At 51.7% G+C, this 20,742-nt stretch carries 21 protein-coding genes; 11 read left to right on the top strand and 10 right to left on the bottom strand.

Features of this window, described 5'->3' with window-relative positions; genetic code table 11:
* Positions 1-11 precede the first annotated feature (11 nt).
* Positions 12-683 (top strand): carbonic anhydrase, encoded by a 672-nt coding sequence (locus H142_RS0101040; RefSeq protein WP_017930233.1) that lies wholly within the window; start codon positions 12-14, stop codon positions 681-683.
* Between the two features lie 12 nt (positions 684-695).
* Here the strand turns inward: H142_RS0101040 and H142_RS0101045 are convergent, their stop codons facing one another.
* Complete coding sequence (locus H142_RS0101045; protein ID WP_017930234.1) at positions 696-1,325, bottom strand: glutathione S-transferase family protein; 630 nt, start codon at positions 1,323-1,325, stop codon at positions 696-698.
* Positions 1,326-1,394: 69 nt separating this feature from the next.
* Between H142_RS0101045 and H142_RS0101050 the strand changes: the two genes are divergently transcribed.
* Positions 1,395-2,255 (top strand): pirin family protein, encoded by an 861-nt coding sequence (locus H142_RS0101050; protein ID WP_017930235.1) that lies wholly within the window; start codon positions 1,395-1,397, stop codon positions 2,253-2,255.
* 15 nt (positions 2,256-2,270) lie between these two features.
* On the opposite strand, the gene H142_RS0101055 is transcribed toward H142_RS0101050, so the two are convergent.
* From H142_RS0101055 to H142_RS0101090, 8 genes are all read right to left on the bottom strand, one after another.
* A complete protein-coding gene (locus H142_RS0101055) occupies positions 2,271-3,047 on the bottom strand; it encodes a Coq4 family protein (protein ID WP_017930236.1) in 777 nt (258 codons plus the stop codon).
* A gap of 67 nt (positions 3,048-3,114) precedes the next feature.
* Positions 3,115-3,540, bottom strand: coding sequence for a VOC family protein (locus H142_RS0101060; protein ID WP_017930237.1), 426 nt, complete (start codon positions 3,538-3,540; stop codon positions 3,115-3,117).
* Between the two features lie 17 nt (positions 3,541-3,557).
* Positions 3,558-4,190: a glutathione S-transferase family protein gene (locus tag H142_RS0101065; protein ID WP_026147687.1), complete on the bottom strand. Its 633-nt coding sequence runs from the start codon at positions 4,188-4,190 to the stop codon at positions 3,558-3,560.
* Positions 4,191-4,213: 23 nt separating this feature from the next.
* Positions 4,214-4,717 (bottom strand): DUF6702 family protein, encoded by a 504-nt coding sequence (locus H142_RS0101070; RefSeq protein ID WP_017930239.1) that lies wholly within the window; start codon positions 4,715-4,717, stop codon positions 4,214-4,216.
* Between the two features lie 48 nt (positions 4,718-4,765).
* Entirely contained in the window at positions 4,766-7,267 is a 2,502-nt protein-coding gene (locus H142_RS0101075) for a M1 family metallopeptidase (protein ID WP_017930240.1), read from the bottom strand.
* Positions 7,268-7,458: 191 nt separating this feature from the next.
* A complete protein-coding gene (locus H142_RS0101080; RefSeq protein WP_156811846.1) occupies positions 7,459-8,301 on the bottom strand; it encodes a hypothetical protein in 843 nt (280 codons plus the stop codon).
* Positions 8,277-9,005, bottom strand: a complete 729-nt coding sequence (locus H142_RS0101085) for a hypothetical protein (protein ID WP_017930242.1) — start codon at positions 9,003-9,005, stop codon at positions 8,277-8,279. Before H142_RS0101085 ends, H142_RS0101080 begins: the two co-directional genes overlap by 25 nt.
* Positions 9,005-10,687: a M28 family metallopeptidase gene (locus tag H142_RS0101090; protein ID WP_017930243.1), complete on the bottom strand. Its 1,683-nt coding sequence runs from the start codon at positions 10,685-10,687 to the stop codon at positions 9,005-9,007. The genes H142_RS0101085 and H142_RS0101090 overlap by 1 nt, the downstream gene beginning before the upstream one ends.
* 158 nt (positions 10,688-10,845) lie before the next feature.
* Between H142_RS0101090 and H142_RS0101095 the strand changes: the two genes are divergently transcribed.
* The 6 genes from H142_RS0101095 (at position 10,846) to H142_RS0101120 (ending at position 16,858) form a co-directional block, all read left to right on the top strand.
* Positions 10,846-12,279 (top strand): M20/M25/M40 family metallo-hydrolase, encoded by a 1,434-nt coding sequence (locus H142_RS0101095; RefSeq protein WP_033314854.1) that lies wholly within the window; start codon positions 10,846-10,848, stop codon positions 12,277-12,279.
* 8 nt (positions 12,280-12,287) lie between these two features.
* A complete protein-coding gene (locus H142_RS0101100) occupies positions 12,288-13,586 on the top strand; it encodes an amidohydrolase (RefSeq protein WP_017930245.1) in 1,299 nt (432 codons plus the stop codon).
* 25 nt (positions 13,587-13,611) lie between these two features.
* Positions 13,612-14,574 (top strand): NAD(P)H-dependent flavin oxidoreductase, encoded by a 963-nt coding sequence (locus H142_RS0101105; RefSeq protein ID WP_017930246.1) that lies wholly within the window; start codon positions 13,612-13,614, stop codon positions 14,572-14,574.
* A gap of 269 nt (positions 14,575-14,843) precedes the next feature.
* Positions 14,844-15,893 (top strand): DUF2853 family protein, encoded by a 1,050-nt coding sequence (locus tag H142_RS16965; RefSeq protein WP_017930247.1) that lies wholly within the window; start codon positions 14,844-14,846, stop codon positions 15,891-15,893.
* A 51-nt stretch (positions 15,894-15,944) separates the two neighbouring features.
* Positions 15,945-16,421, top strand: coding sequence for a D-Ala-D-Ala carboxypeptidase family metallohydrolase (locus H142_RS16980; RefSeq protein ID WP_017930248.1), 477 nt, complete (start codon positions 15,945-15,947; stop codon positions 16,419-16,421).
* Positions 16,400-16,858, top strand: coding sequence for a hypothetical protein (locus H142_RS0101120; RefSeq protein ID WP_017930249.1), 459 nt, complete (start codon positions 16,400-16,402; stop codon positions 16,856-16,858). Before H142_RS16980 ends, H142_RS0101120 begins: the two co-directional genes overlap by 22 nt.
* 11 nt (positions 16,859-16,869) lie before the next feature.
* Here the strand turns inward: H142_RS0101120 and H142_RS0101125 are convergent, their stop codons facing one another.
* Positions 16,870-17,997, bottom strand: a complete 1,128-nt coding sequence (locus tag H142_RS0101125) for a DUF3667 domain-containing protein (protein WP_017930250.1) — start codon at positions 17,995-17,997, stop codon at positions 16,870-16,872.
* A gap of 111 nt (positions 17,998-18,108) precedes the next feature.
* Here H142_RS0101125 and H142_RS0101130 point away from each other — a divergent pair, with 111 nt between their 5' ends.
* The 3 genes from H142_RS0101130 to H142_RS0101140 are packed head-to-tail and all read left to right on the top strand — an operon-like array spanning position 18,109 to position 20,737.
* On the top strand, positions 18,109-18,903 hold the full coding sequence (locus tag H142_RS0101130; protein WP_017930251.1) for an SDR family oxidoreductase: 795 nt from the start codon (positions 18,109-18,111) through the stop codon (positions 18,901-18,903).
* A gap of 2 nt (positions 18,904-18,905) precedes the next feature.
* Positions 18,906-19,664 carry a glucose 1-dehydrogenase gene (locus H142_RS0101135; RefSeq protein ID WP_017930252.1) on the top strand — a complete coding sequence of 253 codons (759 nt, stop codon included), beginning with the start codon at positions 18,906-18,908 and terminating at the stop codon, positions 19,662-19,664.
* Positions 19,664-20,737 carry a phosphotransferase family protein gene (locus tag H142_RS0101140; protein ID WP_017930253.1) on the top strand — a complete coding sequence of 358 codons (1,074 nt, stop codon included), beginning with the start codon at positions 19,664-19,666 and terminating at the stop codon, positions 20,735-20,737. The genes H142_RS0101135 and H142_RS0101140 overlap by 1 nt, the downstream gene beginning before the upstream one ends.
* Positions 20,738-20,742 lie beyond the last annotated feature (5 nt).

Here is a 20,742-nt window from a genome sequence, read left to right on the forward strand (position 1 = left end):
AGGATAGGGAAATGACAAGTGAAGTCAATTCACACCGTCGCGATATGGAGATTTTTATGGCGTGGAAGCAACAACTCGTCGAAGGCTATCATCGCTTCAGGGCCTCACATTACCCGGAGCAAAAAAGTCTGTATGAACGTTTGGGTAAGCATGGCCAAAGTCCCAAAGTCATGCTGGTTTCATGCTGTGACAGCCGCGCCGATCCGTCAGATATTTTCGACGCCGCGCCCGGCGAGATGTTTGTCTTGCGCAATGTCGCTAATCTCGTTCCGCCAAAGCAGGATGATTTAAAATATCACAGCGTGCATTCCGCGGTCGAATTTGCCGTGGATTATCTGAAGGTCGAAGCTATCGTTGTCATGGGTCATGAGAGTTGCGGCGGGATAAATGCCTGCCTTGCTGGCGCTGGCGACGACACCAACAATTATATTGGCCGCTGGATATCACTGCTTAACGGCGCGCGTGACCGCGTGCGCGGGCGGGCCAATGAGACCGATATGCAGCAGGAAATGGAATTTGAAGGCGTGCGCGAAAGTCTGTCAAACCTGATGATGTTTGACGGCATTCGCGAAAAAGTCGAAGCAGGCGAGCTTCACCTCTTGGGCGCTTATTTTTCGATCATTCGCGGTAAACTTCTTTTTCTCAATGAGAATGACGAATTCGAAGAAGTTCCCGCGCAGTAAGGCTACCTATCGTTAAAGTTGGCAGGCTGGTCGCGCGCTAACCGTTTTATACCATGCCCAAATCGCGCTCATGTCTTCGGGGGGAGAGGATTCCACCCATTTGGAAAAATCGACCAGAACCAGAGCTGTAATATCGGCAAAGGTGAAACGGTCACTGGCGACAAAAGCAGATGTGGAGAGCTGCGCGTTTAAATCTTCCCAGAAATACCCGATCCTGATGCGTCCGCGCTCCGCAAGCTCCGGCAATTGCTCAATATTGCGCGGCCCCGTCATGGCGCGCCCTTTCATATAGGGTGAGCTATTGCGCAGAATTTCTGCCACTGCGGACAGACCTTCGAATTCTAGGCGCCAGTTCCATTCACTGACACGGGCCATTTCAAGCGCAGTGTGGCCCATGAGGTTGGGCTTAGGATGTATCGCTTCCAAATACTGCGCGATGGCCACGTTTTCACAAATGGCTTCACCGTCATCAGTGATAAGAGCGGGCACAGCGGCGCGGGGATTTATCTTGCAAAATGCGTCGCCTAATTGCTCGCCCTTGCGAAGATCAATATCGACCGTTTCAATATCCAGTCCTTTTTCAGCAATGAAGATGCGCGCGCGGCGCGGACTGGGGGCGGTCGAGCAATCATAGAATTTCATGGCGGGTCCTGTTTTTCTTGTTCATACCGCGCTATATTGCGCATTCGGCGAAACAGGGAAAGCCAAACCATGACTCTACTCAATAAAATCTCGCCCAAGGCTAAAGATATTGGCAGCTTTTCCGTGCGCCGCGCCTTGCCGCAAATTGGCCTTCGCGCTGTGGGACCCTGGGTGTTTTTCGACCATTTCGGGCCTGTTCAGTTCAAGCCTGGTGAGGGCATGGATGTTCGGCCTCATCCGCATATCAACCTGGCCACTGTGACCTATTTATTTGAGGGCGAGATTTTCCACCGTGACAGTCTTGGCAATGCGCAGGCCATCCGCCCCGGCGCGATTAATTTGATGGTGGCCGGTCGCGGGATTGCACACTCTGAGCGCACGCGCGATGCGCTTCGTGAAACTGGATTTAAACTCCATGGTCTGCAGCTCTGGCATGCCCTGCCGGAAGATGCGGAAGAGACTGCTCCGGAGTTCCTGCATTATGCTGACGCCGATCTACCGCAGACACAGATTAACGGCGTCAGCGTGCGGGTTATGATGGGGTCGGGCTGGGAGCTAACAAGTCCCGTCAAATCTTTTTCACCCATTTTTTATGCCGAAGTCGATATGCCCGCCGGAACACAACTGGCTTTGCCGGACGGCGTAGAGGAATTGGCTGTATACCCTGTGTCCGGCGCGGTAATATATGGCGATGAAAAGATCGAGACGCTTGAATTCGGAGTGTTGGATGTAAAAGCCGAACACAACATTGTCGCTATGAGCGATAACCGGGTTGCGATAATTGGCGGCACGCCATTGGGCAAACGTCATCTGTGGTGGAATTTTGTGTCGTCACGTCCCGCGCGTATAGAGCAGGCCAAAAACGATTGGAAAAACGGCCGCTTTGGAGACGTGCCCGGCGATGACGAATTTATTCCGCTACCGGAATAGCGTGTTCTGTGCGTCTTATTGCGCGGGAGAGAGCGTGCCGTAAGGATCAATGCCGCTTGCGGTCATCATGTCATGTGCGTTGAAATATACGCTCGGCGTACCGATATTAAGACGTTTGCGGGCGTCTTCAAGATTTTCGGCCAGAAGCGCTATAATGTCTTCTTGAATTACGGGCAGCGCGGCCTCTCCGATTTTCACCCCTTGGCGCACGGAGCTATAGGTCGGCGTGCCTTTGGGTACGGATTTCTTGATTTCGCGCGCGGCGGCATAGGCGATGAAGATAGCGCCAAGATTTTGGTTCTGGCCATGGGTAAAGCCCAAAACTGAGGCTTCGCCGAGCGCATCGCGGCTATAGCCTGTCAGAATATGATAGAGATCGTGCAGATCGCGCGAGCGGTTGCCATACCATTCCATCGCGTCGTCATATTGCGGCATGTCGGTAGCGAAGCTTTCAAATTCAGCAACAAGTCCGGAGGCACTGAGCCCCTGACTGCGCATGAAATGCACATAGGCTTGCCCAACTGAGCCTTCGGAAAATTTCAAAATCGTCTCGTGATCGTCCAGCATGGGCGCGAGCGCAGTGCGTTCGGCGTAACGTTTGTGACCTTTTTTGGAGGCCATAAAGCGTCTTAACGCATTTTCAAAACTCTTACCCGACAGGGCTGTAATGATGTGAAAGACCTGCTCGGTATCTTCCTTATTGGCAATCAAATTACGAAAATGCCGCAAGGCTTTCAGAGGGCGGATGCGGTATTTCGGACGGGCCGGATCAATTAATACAGTCTGGGTCATACCTATAAAGTATCATAACCGCCCTCATCAGCAATGACGAAGGTTGAATGCGCCACATACAGCGCTGTTACAGTGTTGTGGAAAATAGACTCTCGTCACTTTTGAAGCTTTTGAACTCCAACGCATTACCGCTGGGGTCATAAAAGAACATGGTGGCCTGCTCGCCCGGCTCGTCTTTAAACCGGATATAAGGTTCTATGACAAACGCCATGGCGCGCGCGCTCAGGCGAGCCGCCAGATCGTGCCAGTCTTCCCATGTCAGGATGACGCCGAAATGGCGTACGGGGACGGCTTTGTCGTCAACGCCATTGGTCGCGACAGGCGCGCAGCTCTCCGGCTCGACATGAAAAGAGAGTTGATGGCCGAAGAAATCGATATCGATCCATGTCGGTGCTTCTCGCCCCACCGTGCAGCCCAGAATTTGCGTGTAAAATTTGCGCGTTGCCTCAATGTCGATAATTGGCGCGGCCATATGGAACGGGCGCAGGCTCATCTGTTTTGCCGCATAGTTTATTCTCTCGGTCCGTAAGCATAATCTCCGCCGCGTTCCAGCGCGCGCAAATAAGCGGGGCGCTTGTGAATACGTTCGACAAAGGCCGTGCAGGCATCAAATCCGATTAAGCGTCCCCGGGCCTTGGCGGCTTCCAGCGGGAAGATCATTTGAATGTCCGCGCCCGTGAGTTTGCTGCCGGCGAAATATTCATTACGGATCAGGCGGTATTCACAATAATCCAGTACGCCTTTAATTTCGGCCAAAATTAAAGGCTGTAGCGGCGCGGCCGCATCGCCCAGATATCCTGTATAAAGCGAGAGCAGGAAGGGCAGCATGGCTGAACCTTCAGCGAAATGCAGGAAATGGACATAGTCAAAATAATCCTGCGTATCGTCTTTGGGGCGCAGACGGCCATTGCCGTATTTATCCAGAATATAAACAATTATCGCGCCCGTTTCGGCGACAATCTGGTCTCCGTCCTCGAGAACCGGTGATTTACCGAGCGGGTGGATAGCTTTGAGTTCGGCCGGCGCGCGGTTAGTATCAGGATCGCGCTCATAATGCCGGATCTCGTAATCCACTCCGAGCTCTTCGAGCAACCATAAAATGCGCTGCGATCGAGAATTGTTCAAATGGTGGACTGTGATCACATCAGGCTCCGTGGCATATGCCGTTAGAATACGGTTTTGACGGGATCCTTGACTTTGAAGGTGAGTGTGTGGATCTCGCCGGGAAGATTCACTGTGACATGATTTTTCTGACTGGCATAGGCTCCGTGTAAAATTTCACAAAATATCGATAGGCCCCGGGGCGGTGCGTTTAAAGCAGCTGTTTGGAAGACAAAAATATCAGATCCGTCAATTTGCGCGCCGATCAGTGTAAGCGCGATACGCGTGCCGTCCGCGCCATAAATCGCGAATTGTTCGCTAATATAAAGGGCAAGTATGGCTTGCGCGCGCAGATCGGTCAGGACGGGAGCATCGAGCAGGTTTTCGGCCACCAGTGCCCGCGCGGCGTCATGCATATGCAGGCGGTGGGTCACGCCGATTTCTTTAGCCTCCGCCAGCCATTCAATTTCGGTATAGGTTAGCTTTTGTCGGTGCGCCCATGCGGGACTGGCCGCGCCGGCCGCAAGAGTGCCCAGTCCGAGAGAGGTTAATGTTCTGCGAGTAATCATATCTGGCCTATAGGGCATTGAGGATGAACGCGGCCTTAGATTTCGTAGCTATTGCTGCGGCGTGATCGGAACTTCAGTGTCCGCCTCACCCGTTTCCGGCGCATCCTTGTCATCCACCTTCAACTCTTCGAGCATATCGGCCATCAGATCACGTCCGGTTCTTGAGCCTTTATAAAGTTCCAGACGCGAGCTGCTGATCTTTGCGGGATAGCTATTATTAGAAAAATCGGCATCCGCAGTTTGGTGATAAGCGTCAACCTCAATACTTTGAACCCGCTTATCACGGATAAGAAGTTTGGAGACGCGCGTGCTGTCACGGCGCCAAATTTCTGCCGGTATCATCATCTCTTCAATCGTATTGTCCTCATAAGTCAGACGCAGCGGAATGGGGGTGATCAGGCCCCCGACATTTTCAAAGTCGATGAAGTAAACACTCTGGCCTTTTTCGACGGCCCGGTTATAGGCGTCGCGTTCCCAGTCATCCAATCCGTCAATGAATTTTTTGAAGCTATTTTTGTCTTTGTTTGAGACAGTATATTCGTCATTTTCTGTGTAGAAATCGTTTAGCTCCGGATGACGCTCGAGACGCGTGACACGGCCTTCCTCGCGGTTGCGGCGTTGGGTAATTGTCTCGGGAATATTGCCGCGGTCCTGCTCTGCGCGCATCGGGTTCTCTGTATCCGGATCCTGCGTGCTGATCTTATATTCGCGCACAGAGGTGATGCCGATATCGACATAATCCGTGCCGAAGTACCAGCCGCGCCAGAACCAGTCCAAATCGACTGCTGAGGCGTCTTCCATTGTGCGGAAAAAATCAGCGGGCGTTGGACGTTTGAATTTCCAGCGGCGGGAGTATTCTTTAAACGCATGGTCAAATAGTTCGCGGCCCATAACGGTCTCGCGCAATACCATCAGAGAGGCGGCGGGTTTAGAATAGGCGTTGGGGCCAAATTGCAAAATGCTGTCGGATTGGGTCATAATCGGAACCTGACCCGTTGATGTCATATAGGCCGGGATAACCTCCAGAGGATTATTCTGACCGCGCGAGATCGGGAAGTTTTCTTCCCACTCATATTCGGCCAGATATTCAAGAAAACTATTGATGCCTTCATCCATCCACGTCCAGCGGCGCTCATCAGAATTGACGGTCATTGGAAAATAAATATGGCCGACTTCGTGAACAATCACGCCGATCAGGCCGTATTTAATATTTCTCGAATAGGTCACGTCACCTGTTTTCTCATCTTTAGACGGACGGTATCCGTTAAAAGTGATCATGGGATATTCCATACCGCCGCGCTCCCACGTATTGACGCTCTGCGCGGTCGGATAGGGATAGGGGAATGAAAAACGGTTATAGATATCCATGGTGTGAATGACGGCCTGCGTTGAATACTGACTCCAAATCGGCTCGGCCTCCTTGGGATAAAAGCTCATCGCTAAGACAAGAGGATTGTCGTCGCTCTCTTGCTTAAAGCCCTGCGCGTCCCAGATAAATTTACGTGAGCTCGACCATGAAAAGTCGCGGACATTTTCGGCCTTGAATGACCAAGTGGTCATCTTTGTTGATTTCTCTTTGTTTTCGTTATCTTTGGCCTCTTCGGGCGTGACGACAAAGACGGGTGCATCGGCGTTGCGGGCCTTGGACAGACGCCGGCGCTGCTTTGAACTCAGGACTTTACGCGGGTTTTGCAGGACGCCCGTGGCGGAGACAATATGGTCGTCCGGCACGGTGATGTTAACTTCGTAATCACCAAATTCGAGCGTGAACTCACCGCGACCCAGAAACTGTTTGTTCTGCCAGCCTGTATAGTCGGTATAGGCGGCCATACGCGGGAACCATTGCGCCAGAAAATAGATATATGTGTCGTTCTCGGCAAAGCGCTCGAAACCGCCGCGGCCGCCAATAATGGCCTCGTCGATCATAGCGTGATCCCAGTCAATGCCGAAGGTAAAGGTCTGACCGGGCGCAAGCGGGCCGGGTAAATCAATACGCATCATTGTGTCATTGATAACGAAAGGCAGAACATTGCCGCGGCTATCTTTAACCGTAGTGATCTTCGCACCGTAATCGACATCGGACAGGGCTTGCTGACGGGCCAGAGCGTTAAACGACAAGCTGTCCCCGCTGCCGGATGAGCTGCGGCGCGTGCCAGACGTACTGGCCGTTTCGCTCATGCGGGCGGTAGAGCCTTCGGCGAAGCGGTTCTGATCTAAAGAGACCCACAAATAGCGCAGCTCATCGGGTGAATTATTGGTGTATCGAATGACTTCGGAGCCGTAAATACGGCGGGCTTTGTCATCAAGGCGGACATTAATGACATAATCCGCTTTTTGCTGCCAATAGGCGGGCCCGGGCGCGCCGGCGGCATTCCGAAAAATATTAGGCGTCGGCAGACTTTCAGGGCCGAGCTGTCTGAATTTGGCGACCTGATCTTTGGGATTGCCCGCAGGCCCGTCAGCAGACGCGAGCTGGGCGAATCCGATCAGGATGATCGAAAAAAGCAAGGTCATAACGGAGAGGAGCGCGGCGCGGGCAAATGAAATCATGGCGGTGTCCAAGTTTAAGTATCGAGTCTCTACCTAACCTTACACATCATAAAGCCCACATGGCTTTCGCGTTTCGAGAGAAGCGCGGACCCTCTAATCGCGTGGAGATTAGAAAAACGGAATTGTTAAAATATAGTCTAAAGTCAATAGGCTATGACGTGAAGCACGTAAAATGCGCAATATGGGTATCTCTAATACCCTCGATCCTGAGCCCGCTTATGCGTGAAAAGACCCGGCCCGCAGGCGATTTTCCAGCCTGATTTTGTCCAGAATTTGGACTTATTCAGCTCTATTTCGATGGAGCGAAAGCCATTAATCCCGCGGTCAAACGGCACGGATTTACAATAGGGAATAATGGTTTCGTTAAACACATCGCGGCGGATAAGGATGGACTGGTTGGTCCATGGCATAACGCGGGTACTTACAAGGTAAAAATCGTCATCAAGTTTTTCAATATCGCGCGGGAAACGTTCGGGCTGCCCGGTGCCGGCATACAGGCTTGTGCCGGACAGACGGCGGGCTTTGCCCGGGCGCAATATACGGCGAAGTCCGGAGAGGTAGCTTCCTGTCGCGGGATGATAACGACGATATTTATCAACTGTATCAAAGGTTTCGCCGAAGATCTTCGTGTGACGCATCCGCGCCATAATGGCTTTGTCAGCAGCGAGTAATTCAAGGGCGCGGCTAATCTGGCGGGCCGCCTCTGTGGGGCTCTCGATTAGAGGGCAGTCATTTTCGGTAAACAGAATATAATCTGTTTTCAGGCGCAAACCGATCTGCTCCATCCCGTCCAATATGCCCTTATTATCGGCCTGGGTTTCATAGCGTACGCCAAAATCGTCACAGACTTTAATGACCTCGTCTGTCGGCTCGGGCAAAAATACCATCACGTCATCAAAGAGCGAAAACAGGCCGGCGTCGCGATAGCTCTCGAAAGCCTGACGCAACGACGCATGGCCGCGCCAGCTCAGCACGCCCAGCCCCACCGTCACGCCGTCAGGACGCATTATCACTGCCAATGCTCGGCGATCCACGGCGTTGGCCTCACATGTTTATAAAATTTCTTATACCATTTGGCGGGCCATTCGCCGCGAATGGCTTCGTCCTGATCGGGTTTGCCGGTAAATGCCACAATATGGGTCTCGGGCGGTAGAGGCGGCGTTTTAAACCAATTCACAGGGAATCTGGGAAGCAGGCTGTGTTTGAAACTAACGCACCACGGCGCAGGCCAAAAGGCCATGTCTTCAATCTCGCGGGAAATATAGACTTGCTCGATGACATATTGATCAATCCAGCGCTGTGGATCGATATTAAAGCGATCAAAAATATGGGTATATTTCCCGGCGGGAAAGCGAAAGACGGAAGTGTTGGCGATATTTTGTCCGGGCTGGGTCCAGTTTTCAATGCCGATAAAGCGTCCCGGCTCATAGTCAAAGAAGTCGTCAAGTGATCCGGTGACGACCAGATCTAGGTCGAGAAATAAAACGTCGCCTTCTAAATCTGCCAGCGGATATTTCCATACAGCGAGCTTACGCCATGGCGGGCTAAGCAGCTTTTCCGGCAAATTTATCTCAGGCAGAGGCTCGCATTGCACGCCTTTATCAATACCTGATGTGTCGTCGGTAAAGCATACGAGACGGGTGGGACGCGCCGTTTGGCGCTGTATCGTCGTCCAGAGACGATTGACGAAATCAGAGCCGTAACGCGTCCCCCATTTCATACAGATGATGGTCTGCATTATTTGAGCATGTCGTCCCGCAGCGCCCGGAATTCATTGCCGTCATACCAGTTTGGCCAGTCTTCTGTGTCAGCAATATTCTGGCCAAGCTCGTAGAACAGATTGGTTGTGTAGACGATGCCGCTCATATCCCAATCGGATGAGTATTCATCAGCGGCTTTATGGTAACGCTCTTTGGTGTAAATCTCTCCGAATTCCCGGCCGAATTCAGAACCTTTTGTGACATGGTCAACGCCGCTATCCGCGTACAGCATTGGCACGCCTTTCTTGGCGAGGCTGATATGGTCGGAGCGGTAAAAATAGCCTGCTGAGGGGTTTTGATCGGGAACGATAACTTTGCCGTCACGATCCATCAGGGCCTTCAACCGGTCTTCAATTTCTGACGCGCCATACCCGACAACAATAATGTCATTGGTCTCGCCAATCGGCAGGATGGCATCAATATTAATGCCAGCAACGGTCTTATTAAGGGGTACAATTGGATCTGCGGCGTAATAGGCCGAGCCCAGAAGACCGGATTCTTCGGCTGTCACGGCGACAACCAATATGCTGCGCTCCGGCGGAGTCTCTTGGTTGGCAAAAGCTTCGCCAATTTCGATAATGGCCGCGGTGCCGGTCGCATTATCGACGGCGCCATTGAAGATTTGGTCGCCTTCAATGCTCTCGTCGCGGCCCATATGATCCCAATGGCCCATATAAAGGACATATTCATCAGGATATTTTGATCCGACCACTCCGCCGGCAATATTGGCCGACTCGGTTGTTTTAATATCGTTGTCAATTTTGGCTGACAGAGACAGACCTGTCATCGCGACAGGTTTGAAGCCTTTTGTTTTCGCCTGGGCCTTCATGTCATCATAATCCATGTCGACTATGTCAAACAGCTCAGCGGCTTGGTCTCGCGTGATCCAGCTTTCCAGCTCCGCGCGGCTCATGCCTTTATCAGGTCGTACCAGGTCAAATTGCGGGCCGGTCCAGCCGCCTTGCACGACTTCCCACGGATAGCTGGCGGGGGCATCTTCGTGAATCACGATCACGCCGGCCGCGCCCTGTCGGGCCGCTTCTTCAAACTTATATGTCCAGCGGCCATAATAGGTCATGGTCTCGCCCTTGAACTGGGCGTCGTTCTTGTCTTCAAAACCCGGGTCGTTAACCAGCATGACAACGGTTTTGCCTTCGACATCGACGCCCTCATAGTCATTCCAGTCATATTCCGGCGCAACAACACCGTAGCCGACAAAGACAAGCGGACTGTCTGTGACGGACACGCTCTGCGTATATTGTTTTGTCCAATACACCGCATTTTCACCGGCTTTGTAATCGATCACTTTATCGGCAGATTTGATATAGGCGAAACTTCCGTCTTTTACCGTCATTTCAGTCAGCGTCACAGGCTGGAAATAAGTTCCGTTAGCGCCCATGGGCTTCAGACCCGCAGCTTTCATCTCGTCGGCAATGTAATCCATTGTGATTTGCGCGCCGGGGCCTGAGGGTGGGCGTCCCAGAAATTCGTCGCTGGACAAGCGCTCAATGCGGCGCGCTATATCGTCAGCGGAGATTGCGCTCACAGTACTGGCAGGCGTGGCAATGACGTTTTGGTCCGCAGCGGGCGTATCGGCTTTGCCACAGGCACCAAGCGCGAGCGCGGCGGCAGCAACAGTAGAGAGTAAAAGGCGTGTCATGGGAATCCCTTATTATTATGGTTTGGGGCTAACTAACAAATACAGGCGTAAAAACCTAGAGGCATAATCTGCATGTAATTTCCCCTCTTGCCGAAGTCCGTCAGCCCGTTAGGGTAGGCGCAAAGATTAACCACTTTAAAAATATGAATGAGGGGCTTATGACACCGGCATTGAAATTGACTTTACTACTTGGCGCGGCGGCACTGCTTGCCTGCCAGCCCGGCGGTAGTGAGAATGCAAAAATTGAGCCGTCCGCGCCCGAACAGGTCGAGACGGTTCAGATTAATCCGAATGTCAAAATCCTGACCGATGGCGCTTTGGCGGGCACGCAGGGCTATGACATTATCGAAAGCCTGACGACGGAAATCGGCCCGCGTCTGGCCGGGACGCCTGAGGAAGCGCGCGCCCGTGAATGGGGCGTGGCTAAGATGAAAGATATCGGACTGTCTAATGTGCGTATTGAGCCGTTCACAATTAACGGCTGGGAGCGCGGCGTCGAGACCGGCATGATCATCTCACCTTATCCGCAGAAAATATATCTGACGGCGCTGGGCGGCTCTGTTGCAACGCCGTCCGGGGGCGTCGAAGCCGATGTTGTTTATTTCCCGACCTTTGAAGACTTAAAAAATGCGCCCGAAGGCGGGCTGGATGGTAAGATTGCCTATATTTCCGGACGTATGGAAAAAGCCCCTGACGGGGCGGGTTATGGCCCGGCTAACCAAAAACGCCGCAGCGGCGCGACAGAGGCGGCCAAGCGCGGAGCCGTCGCCGTGCTTATTCGCAGCGTCGGAACGGATAGTCACCGGTTTCCTCATACCGGACAGATGCGCTACGCCGATGATGTTAAAAAGATTCCTATCGCGGCACTCTCTGCGCCTGATGCGGATCAAATGGACCGCATGTTTGCCAAAGATCAAGATGTGCGCGTCAAGATTGAGCTGGGCCCGCGCGCCGTGGGTGACCGCCCGTCCGGTAATGTTGTCGGCGAAATTGTCGGCAGCGAAAAACCCGACGAAATTATCCTGATCGGCGGACATTTGGACAGCTGGGATCTGGGCACAGGCGCGGTTGATGATGGCGCAGGAATCGGAATCTCCCTTGGCGCAGCCAAAGTTATTATCGATTCGGGATTGCAGCCCAAACGGACAATTCGCGTTGTTATGTTCGGCGCAGAAGAGGTCGGACTGCTGGGCGGCTTCGCTTATGTTGAGGCGCATAAAGGCAAAGACCTCGCCAATCACATATTGGCATCTGAGTCAGATTTCGGCGCGGGTAAAGTCTACGAACTTCGCTCGGGCCTTAAAGGCGGAGATGCTTTTATTGGCGAGTTGCACAGTCAGATTGCCGCATTGGGTATCGAGAAAAGCACGGCGCAGACCAATGGCGGGCCGGATATTGGACCCATGTTTGACGAAGGCGTTCCCGCTATCCGTCTGCAACAGGACGGGACGGATTATTTTGACCTGCACCACACACCGGATGATACGATGGACAAGATTGATAAAGATGATGTCGCGCAAAATGTGGCTGCGTGGACAGCCATGGTTTGGACCGCATCAGAGACCGATTATGACTTTCGCGGCATGAATTAGGAGCGGATATGAAACTTATATTACTTAAATCAGCAACCCTTATCGCGGCCGCGCTTGCTATCGGCGCCCCCGCACAAGCTGCAGAGCCGCTTATTGATCTTTATAAGACGCTTCATGCTAATCCAGAATTGTCCCATATGGAAAGCGAGACGTCTAAAATGCTCGGCGCAGAGCTTGAGACGCTGGGCTTTGATGTCACTTATGAATTTGGCAGCACGGGCACGGTGGCGGTTTTTAAAAACGGTGACGGCCCGACGGTTTTAATCCGCGCGGATATGGACGCGCTTCCGGTAACGGAGGCGACAGGTGCCAGTTATGCCAGCACCAAGATTATGGAAGACCATAATGGAAATATGCAGCCCGTTATGCATGCCTGCGGCCACGATATTCATATGACGGTCTTTATGGGTACGGCGCGTGATCTTATTGCCCGTAAGGCAGAGTGGAGCGGAACGCTTGTCATGATCTTGCAGCCCGCCGAAGAGCTGGGGCAGGGCGCGCGCGCGATGATCGGCGCCGGACTTTTTGATAAATTCCCGCGTCCGGATTATAATCTGGCGCTGCATACCAATTCAGCTATGCCGGCTGGTACGGTCGGCTATACGCCCGGATACGCCTTGGCAAATGTTGACAGCGTTGATATTACCGTGCGCGGCATAGGCGGGCATGGTGCTTATCCCAATACGACCAAAGATCCCATCGTATTGGCCGCGCAGCTTATCCAAGGATTTCAAACCATTGTCAGCCGTGAAATCTCGCCGACCCAACCTGCGGTCGTGACAGTTGGCTCTATCCATGGCGGGACAAAGCACAATATTATCGGCGACGAAGTCAAAATGCAGCTCACCCTGCGCAGCTACAGCCCCGAAGTGCGGCAGCAGACTTTAGCCGCGATCCGCCGTATGGCGGATGGTATGGGCCGCGCATATGGCCTGCCCGAAGACAAGCTACCTATCGTTATCCATCAGGATGAATTTACGCCGGCAGCCTTTAATAATCCCGCTTTGTCAGAGCGCGCAGCCAATCTCATTGCGGGCGCCATTGGCGAGAAGAACGTGATCAAAGTTGACCCCGTTATGGGCGGTGAGGATTTTGGCGAGTTCGGACAGGTAGAACCGAAAATTCCGTCCTTTATCTATTGGCTCGGCGCAGTAGCGCCAGCTGATTATGCGGCCGCAAAAGCCAGCGGCGCGACATTGCCGTCCCTGCATTCTCCGACATTTCTTCCTGATGCGGCTCCGACTATTGACACCGGCGTCAAAGCCATGAGCGCATCTGCGCTGGGGCTGTTTAACGGCCAAGGCTAATAATTTCTAACCTACGGATTACATTATGTCTCTTCCAAAAGTTCTTCAGAACTTGCGCCTGCCTGTGGTTGGCGCGCCAATGTTTATCGTCTCGGGGCCCGAACTTGTCATTGCGCAGTGCAAAGCCGGAATTGTCGGGTCTTTCCCTGCGCTTAATGCCCGCCCGCAACATGTGCTGGATGAATGGCTGACGCGGATTAATATCGAGTTGGATCAGCACAAAAAAGATAATCCGGACGCGATCGTTGCGCCCTATGCGGTTAATCAAATTTGCCACGGCAGTAATAACCGTCTGATGGAAGATATGGCGACATGCGTGAAGCACAAAGTGCCGATTGTGATTACCAGCCTCCAAGCCAATAAAGACGTCTATGAAGCTGTGCATAGCTATGGCGGCATAATTATGCATGACGTGATTAATATCCGGCACACTGAAAAGGCGCTTTCTATGGGCGCGGACGGCATTATCGCGGTATGTACCGGCGCGGGCGGTCATGCAGGGACATTGTCGCCCTTCGCGTTAATTCCGGAGATCCGTAAAATCCACGACGGATTATTATTATGTAGCGGGTCACTGGCCACGGGCGGATCTGTTCTCGGCGCGCAGGCTATCGGTGCGGATTTGGGATATATTGGGACGCGTTTTATTGCGTCCAAAGAGGCTAATGCCGATGAAGGCTATAAGCAAATGTTGGTGGACAGCGCCGCCAAAGATGTCGTTTATTCCTCACTCTTTACAGGCGTCAGCGGGAATTATTTGGCTAAGTCCATCACAGCTGCAGGGATGGATCCTAATAACCTCCCCGAAGCGGATAAATCAGCAATGAATTTCGGCTCTGGCGGTAATAGCGATAAAAAAGCATGGAAAGATATTTGGGGCGCAGGCCAGGGCACAGGAAGTATTAATGATTCGCCGTCAATTGCGGATATAATTGATCGTATGGAATCCGAATATAAAGCCGCGAAAGTGCGAATAAGCTCAAGTTAATTTTCATTATTTGAAATTTACTAAAAAATTCCTGTATTTTTATTGTTCTTTTAACTTCAAAAGAATGAGAGCAATTGCTTTCTGTAGTAATTTAATGCTATTCTTGAATATAATGAACTGCTAATTGCTGTGAAATTCGTGCCTTAATTAACATTTGCGTGTTTTGCTTTTAAATCTTCAGGAAAGTGACTTGAATGATTAAAGAGATAAAGTCATAAATTGCGCGCCTAATAGAGAATTAAATTCAGTAAAAATAGGGAATCTGAATAATGGAAAATATATTTGCTAATTTGAGTACGGCCGAGATCGTTCTTATTGTGTTGGCCTTGCTGCTTGGGCTAATCTTAGGGTGGCTCTTCTTTGGACGTAAAAGTCATGAGGGGGATCTCTCACGCGAAGGAGAAAGCGCCATTCAAAACGAAGCTAGCGAATTGCGCGCGCGGGTGCGAGAGCTGGAGTCCGGAGTTAAATCCCGCGACACCGAGCTGGGCGAAATGCGCGGCAAACTTAAAGCCGCTGCTGCCGAGGGCGCTGCAGCCAGCGCGATTGCCTCTGCTTCAGATAATGACGCACCATCTGGTGATGATGATGCGACATACGCACTGGAATGGCGAAACCGCTATCTAGCTGCCCGCGTAAAATATCTTGAAGGTCGCGTATCTGATGGCGCAAAACCTGCAAAATCAAAGTCTGCGCCTAAAAAAGCAGCCGCTAAAAAATCGTCGAGTAAAAAAGCGACTACGGCCAAAAAAGCGACTACGGCCAAAAAAGCGACCACTAAGACAGTGGCAACGGATGATGCACCTGTGAAACGGGGCCGCGGACGTCCTCGTAAAGATGCAAGCGCAAGCGCAACTGCAACGACGGCCAAACCAAAGACCAAGACTAAACCGAAAACCAAAACCAAAACTAAGGCCAAGGCCAAGACCAAGACGGCAACAGCAACAGGCGAGAAGCGCGGTCGCGGCCGTCCGCGTAAGACCCCTGTCAAGCCGGAAAAAGGCTCCCTTGAGTGGTACCACGAAAATGTACAGCGTTATCACGGCACAGCCGCCAAGGCCGTTGTGAAATCTATCAAAACGCATTTAGGCGCTGCGATGGCAAGTCGCGACTCAGCCTTAGTCGCCTGTTCTGATTCAAAAGAAGTCGATACAGTCGTTAAAAATTGGTGCGTTGATAACCTTAAGCAAAGCAAAGACGCCGCTGAGGCCAATGTTGCCAGCGTTTGCGAAGAAATGAAGAAAGACCGGTTCAAAGACCGCGTCACGTTCTATTATTTATGCGCTAAAAATGCCCGCAAATTGAGCGCTATGAAATAGCTTAGACTTGCATCACTTACAAATTAACCCCGCCTTGTGCGGGGTTTTTTATTGGCACTTTCAAGCTCTTATAGCATTCAATCGCAGATTAATCCCCGCCTTCTTCAGGCCGTCTATATTGGATGTGTGAAGCAAAACCCGAATATATCCGCTTGGCCATGGCCGCATTTTTCCCGAATTGAAGTAGCCTGCCGTCATTGCGGGCAAGGCTATTACTGGCCTGCATTTATGAACGCGTTGGAAGACTTACGCACACATATGGCCCGCCCGATCATTATCCACTCCGCCCACCGCTGCGCGTTACATAATGCGCGGGTCGGCGGCGCGCCTTTATCGCAGCATTTAAAACTCGCCGTGGATATTAGCCTTAAGAGGCATAATTTGCGTGATTTGGCCCGCACAGCCCGCGGCGCAGGCTTTACCGGTTTTGGATTTTACACAACATTTTTACATCTGGATATGGGCCGGCCCCGTCACTGGTTTGGCGGCCTCGAAGCGAGAACATTATGGCAGACATACTTGGATTAGGACTGGACGCCGCAGCCGGCGGTGCATTTGGGTTAATCGGGACGGCGCTGGGCCGCGTGGCGGGTTTTTTCGAGCGCCGCCAGACCCACGCCCAAGAGGTGCGGCAATGGTCACATGAACTCGCCCTGCATGAGCTCCAAATGAAAGCGCGGCAGCAAGAGACTGAAATGCAAATGGCTATCGAGGCGCAGCAGGGCAGTTGGGCGGGACTTGAAGCCTCTATTAATGCCGATAGAGCCTTGGGGCAGGGTAGCCAGTGGGTGGTCAATACGCTGCGTCTGGTCCGTCCATCGCTAACACTGTTATTGTGGCTTATTACCGCCTATATTTTCGCGGTTACGAAACAGGACACCATTATCGAAGCCGCTGTTTTCGCGGCAACTGCGGCGACCCTATGGTGGTTTGGGGATCGCGCGCCCAAGCCAAGGTCAATGTAAGGCTAAATCGCCTATCCGCCGATATTACGGCTCATAATCGTCATCATAATAATAATCATGAGAATGAGGATAACGAACAAATATAGGATAGCTGTCGTGTAGCTGGCGATAATCGTTTTGATCCAACCGCGCCCGAACATTCGCTTGAGACTGATCGGGAGATAGAAAATCAATATGAGCAATATGGATTGAGCGATCTTATTACCGGGGATTGTTGTGCTGAGAATAATGCCGACAAAGATCAATAGAAACATGACGCCGTGAATATAGGCGGCGTGCACCAGATGATCGAATAGTAGCGCATCTTTTCCGCGAATAAATACTGCGCCGGACAACATAGCCACAGGCAACATAAAGAATAATATGCGCGGCAGCCAGGTTTTGAGCCCGGTGTTCAGCGTAGCCGGATTACGGATGATCTGCGTTATAAAATCTGACATGTCATTTGCTGAAATTATACGCTCTTCACCGTTGACACTATTAATTGTAATGGTTCGGTCACCGCTGTCTTTTGTCCGAATTTTAAGGTTTGGAGTATCGACCTCATCATCTCCCCCATGGTTGAAAAAACCGCCGCTGACTTTTTCCCGGACAATATCGAAATCAAGCGTTTCATTTCGACGTTCGATGGCCGCGCGCGGTTCGAAAAAATGGGCTTTGAAGCCCATATCATAATCGTCGGCAGTCAATTCGGCAGCGGCTTTATTTTGCGTAGTATCGAGCTGCGTTAACGACACTTCGAAACTGAAAATTTGCCGTCCCGTCAGGCTTAGAAAGCCAAATAGAATAATTGACATAAATATGTAGACGCGCACCGGCGAGGTCCAATGAGTGCGGCGGCCATTACAATATTCGCGGGCGACTTTACCGGGCCGTATAATCAGGTTCAGCCACGTGCGCCAAATCCGGTTTTCAAACGCAAAAAGCGATGTAAACGCTTCCCAGCCCATACCGAAGATCGAACGTCGCAAATCATCATTTTTCTGGCCGCACTCTTTACAATATAGACCGACTATTGGCGCGCCGCAGGAGAAGCAATTTAGACTTTGATTATTGTCAGGAACACCATCGCCACTTAAAAGGTCACTGTCGGCTAAAACAGCAAGAGCAACGCCTTCTTCTAAGTGATCATCCGGCATGATTTTCCAATTGTTCCCAAATCGCTATCGACAACGTCCCGCACGGGGTTTATGCAATTAGTTGCATAGCGTATAGCCTGTGCATAGGATAAAACTATAGGGGAATGTGGCATGTTTTCAAACAAGATCGTTGCCATAACAGGCGCGGCGGGCGGAATAGGCCTCGGTATCGCGAAGATGTTTGCCAATAATGGTGCGCGCGTCGCGCTGAGCGATTTGAAGGCCCCCGAAGCACAAGCTAAGGAATTGGGCGGCAAAGCCTATGTCTGCGATGTATCCAGCGAGGCGTCCGTAACATCATTTATTGAGGCGGCAGAGGCCGACCTTGGCCCGATCGATATTTATATCTCTAATGCCGGGGTTGGTTTTGGCGACGGCCCGAACGGCGAAGTTGCGGGCGGTAGCAATAAAAGCTGGGAGACCAGCTGGCAGGTCAATGTCATGGGCAGCGTCTACGCAGTGCGCGACCTTGTCCCCAAATGGATTGAACGGGGAGGCGGACGTTTTGTCATTACCGCCAGCGCAGCGGGTCTGCTCAACCAAATTGGCAGCGCATCATATAGCGCGACAAAACACGCCGCTGTTGGCCTCGCTGAAGCGATTGCGATTGCGCATCGCGCGGATAATATTTTCGCGCACTGTATTTGCCCGCAATATGTGCGCAGTAATATGACAAAGGGTCAGAAATTTGCCGAAGAGAGCAAGGATGGATTGCTGGAGCCCAGCGATGTCGCCGCAGCACTAAAAAACGCTATTGCTAATGATGAATTTTTGGTTCTGTCACACCCTGTTGTGGGTGAATATTTCAAAGGCAAAGCGTCGGATTATAACCGCTATATTCACGGCATGGCGAAGCTGAAAAGCAAGATTGCAGCCGAAGATTTACCACTACAAAACCAGGAGTAATTATGCCGCGTTTCGATTTTACTGACCAAGTTGTTCTTATCGCCGGAGCCAGCCGCGGTATTGGCGAAGCCATTGCCCACGGCTTTGCCGAACATGGCGCGCATGTTGTGTGCACATCACGCAAGGTTGAAGATTGTCAGAAAGTGGCTGACGCGATTATCACCAAAGGCGGAAAAGCCAGCGCGATGACGCTTCATTTGGGTCAGCTGTCCGACCACAAAGATGTGCTTGAGAAAATCCAGAAAACCCATGGCCGCTTGGATCATGTTATAAATAACGGCGCGACCAGTCCGCATTTCGGACCGGCCCACGAGGCCAGCCCCGCCGCTTTTGATAAGACGTTTGAAGTGAATACGCGCGGGCCCTATTTTCTCGCGACCAGCGCTTTTAAAATGCTCAAAGAAAATGGCGGCGGGTCCATCGTAAATGTTGCCTCCATTGACGGCCTTCAGCCTGCGGAATTTCGCGTTATTTACGGCATGAGCAAAGCTGCCTTGATTGCGATGACGCAGGGTCTGGCCAAAGAATACAGCCAGTATGGCGTGCGCGTAAATGCACTTCTGCCCGGTTTTACAGATACAAAATTGGCCAGCGCGCTCAAAGACAACCCGGCGATGGATTTATACGTTAAAATGAATCTGGCGATTAAGCGTATGGCGCAGCCCGAGGAAATGGTCGGCGCAGTACTCTATATGACCTCAAAAGAAGCCAGCTATTACACAGGGCAGTGCATGATCGTTGATGGCGGAGCCGTTATTTAATGAGCAGGACAGGACAAAACGCGGCTGATCCGGTTCGCAAGGGTGATGAATTTGACATCAAAGCCATGCATGAACAGCTCAGCAGTGAAATTGAGGGGCTGACTGGCCTGCCTGATGTACGCCAATACCCCAGCGGCGCGTCCAATTTGACTTATGAGCTATCCTATCCGGATCGCACATTAGTCCTACGCCGTCCGCCTATGGGAACAAAGCCCAAAAGTGGTCATGATATGTGGCGTGAATACCGCATCATGCGCGACCTAAAACCCGTTTTTGATGCCGTTCCGCCTGTGCTATATTATACTGATGACGAGAGTATCATCGGCGCGGAATTTTATGTCATGGACAAGGTTGCAGGCCCGCTTATCCATAATGAAATTCCCGAAGATTGGGATTGGGATGCTTCTGACGGGTCGAAGTTATGCGATGAATTTTTCACTAAGCTTGTTGATCTTCATCAGGTGGATTTCAAAGCGGCAGGCCTCGCTGATTTCGGCAAACCCACAGGTTATATCCAGCGCCAAATTCAAGGCTGGAATCGCCGCTATGAGAAAGCGTGGACTCCTGACGTTGAAAAATTCGAAGACGTTCGCAAATGGCTGGATGATAACCGCCCCGCCAAAGAGAACGGCCACGCCATTGTTCATGGCGATTTTCGCATTGATAACTGTATATTAAATGCTGACGATCCCCATAAAATATCAGCCATACTGGATTGGGAAATTAGTGCGTTGGGCGACCCATTGATGGATCTGGGCAATACGCTGGCTTATTGGATAGAGCCAAATGACCCGCCTTATATGCATATGATGGTGCGCCAACCCAGCCGCGCGCCGGGCATGATGACCCGCGCGCAGGTGGCTCAGTTTTACGCGCAGCGCACAGGGCATGATGTGTCTAATATTCCCTATTATTTTGTCTATGGCATTTTCCGTCTGGCGGTCATCATTCAACAAATTTATTACCGCTATTATCACGGACAAACTGATAATGCTCGGTTCAAAGATTACGGGCAGATGACAAATCTGCTCGGCACACTCGCGCGAGAAAAAATTGCTTCCGGCAAATTGTAAAGGAC

It is taken from the genome of Robiginitomaculum antarcticum DSM 21748 (genome assembly GCF_000365025.1).
Classification (GTDB): Bacteria; Pseudomonadota; Alphaproteobacteria; order Caulobacterales; family Maricaulaceae; genus Robiginitomaculum; species Robiginitomaculum antarcticum.

Excerpts from the sequence above, each read along its gene's own strand:
- H142_RS0101040 (WP_017930233.1), top strand. The coding sequence starts at position 12 with ATGACAAGTGAAGTCAATTCACACCGTCGCGATATGGAGATTTTTATG.
- H142_RS0101045 (WP_017930234.1), bottom strand. The coding sequence starts at position 1,325 with ATGAAATTCTATGATTGCTCGACCGCCCCCAGTCCGCGCCGCGCGCGC.
- H142_RS0101050 (WP_017930235.1), top strand. The coding sequence starts at position 1,395 with ATGACTCTACTCAATAAAATCTCGCCCAAGGCTAAAGATATTGGCAGC.
- H142_RS0101055 (WP_017930236.1), bottom strand. The coding sequence starts at position 3,047 with ATGACCCAGACTGTATTAATTGATCCGGCCCGTCCGAAATACCGCATC.
- H142_RS0101060 (WP_017930237.1), bottom strand. The coding sequence starts at position 3,540 with ATGAGCCTGCGCCCGTTCCATATGGCCGCGCCAATTATCGACATTGAG.
- H142_RS0101070 (WP_017930239.1), bottom strand. The coding sequence starts at position 4,717 with ATGATTACTCGCAGAACATTAACCTCTCTCGGACTGGGCACTCTTGCG.
- H142_RS0101075 (WP_017930240.1), bottom strand. The coding sequence starts at position 7,267 with ATGATTTCATTTGCCCGCGCCGCGCTCCTCTCCGTTATGACCTTGCTT.
- H142_RS0101085 (WP_017930242.1), bottom strand. The coding sequence starts at position 9,005 with ATGCAGACCATCATCTGTATGAAATGGGGGACGCGTTACGGCTCTGAT.
- H142_RS0101090 (WP_017930243.1), bottom strand. The coding sequence starts at position 10,687 with ATGACACGCCTTTTACTCTCTACTGTTGCTGCCGCCGCGCTCGCGCTT.
- H142_RS0101095 (WP_033314854.1), top strand. The coding sequence starts at position 10,846 with ATGACACCGGCATTGAAATTGACTTTACTACTTGGCGCGGCGGCACTG.
- H142_RS0101100 (WP_017930245.1), top strand. The coding sequence starts at position 12,288 with ATGAAACTTATATTACTTAAATCAGCAACCCTTATCGCGGCCGCGCTT.
- H142_RS0101105 (WP_017930246.1), top strand. The coding sequence starts at position 13,612 with ATGTCTCTTCCAAAAGTTCTTCAGAACTTGCGCCTGCCTGTGGTTGGC.
- H142_RS16965 (WP_017930247.1), top strand. The coding sequence starts at position 14,844 with ATGGAAAATATATTTGCTAATTTGAGTACGGCCGAGATCGTTCTTATT.
- H142_RS0101120 (WP_017930249.1), top strand. The coding sequence starts at position 16,400 with ATGGCAGACATACTTGGATTAGGACTGGACGCCGCAGCCGGCGGTGCA.
- H142_RS0101125 (WP_017930250.1), bottom strand. The coding sequence starts at position 17,997 with ATGCCGGATGATCACTTAGAAGAAGGCGTTGCTCTTGCTGTTTTAGCC.
- H142_RS0101130 (WP_017930251.1), top strand. The coding sequence starts at position 18,109 with ATGTTTTCAAACAAGATCGTTGCCATAACAGGCGCGGCGGGCGGAATA.
- H142_RS0101135 (WP_017930252.1), top strand. The coding sequence starts at position 18,906 with ATGCCGCGTTTCGATTTTACTGACCAAGTTGTTCTTATCGCCGGAGCC.
- H142_RS0101140 (WP_017930253.1), top strand. The coding sequence starts at position 19,664 with ATGAGCAGGACAGGACAAAACGCGGCTGATCCGGTTCGCAAGGGTGAT.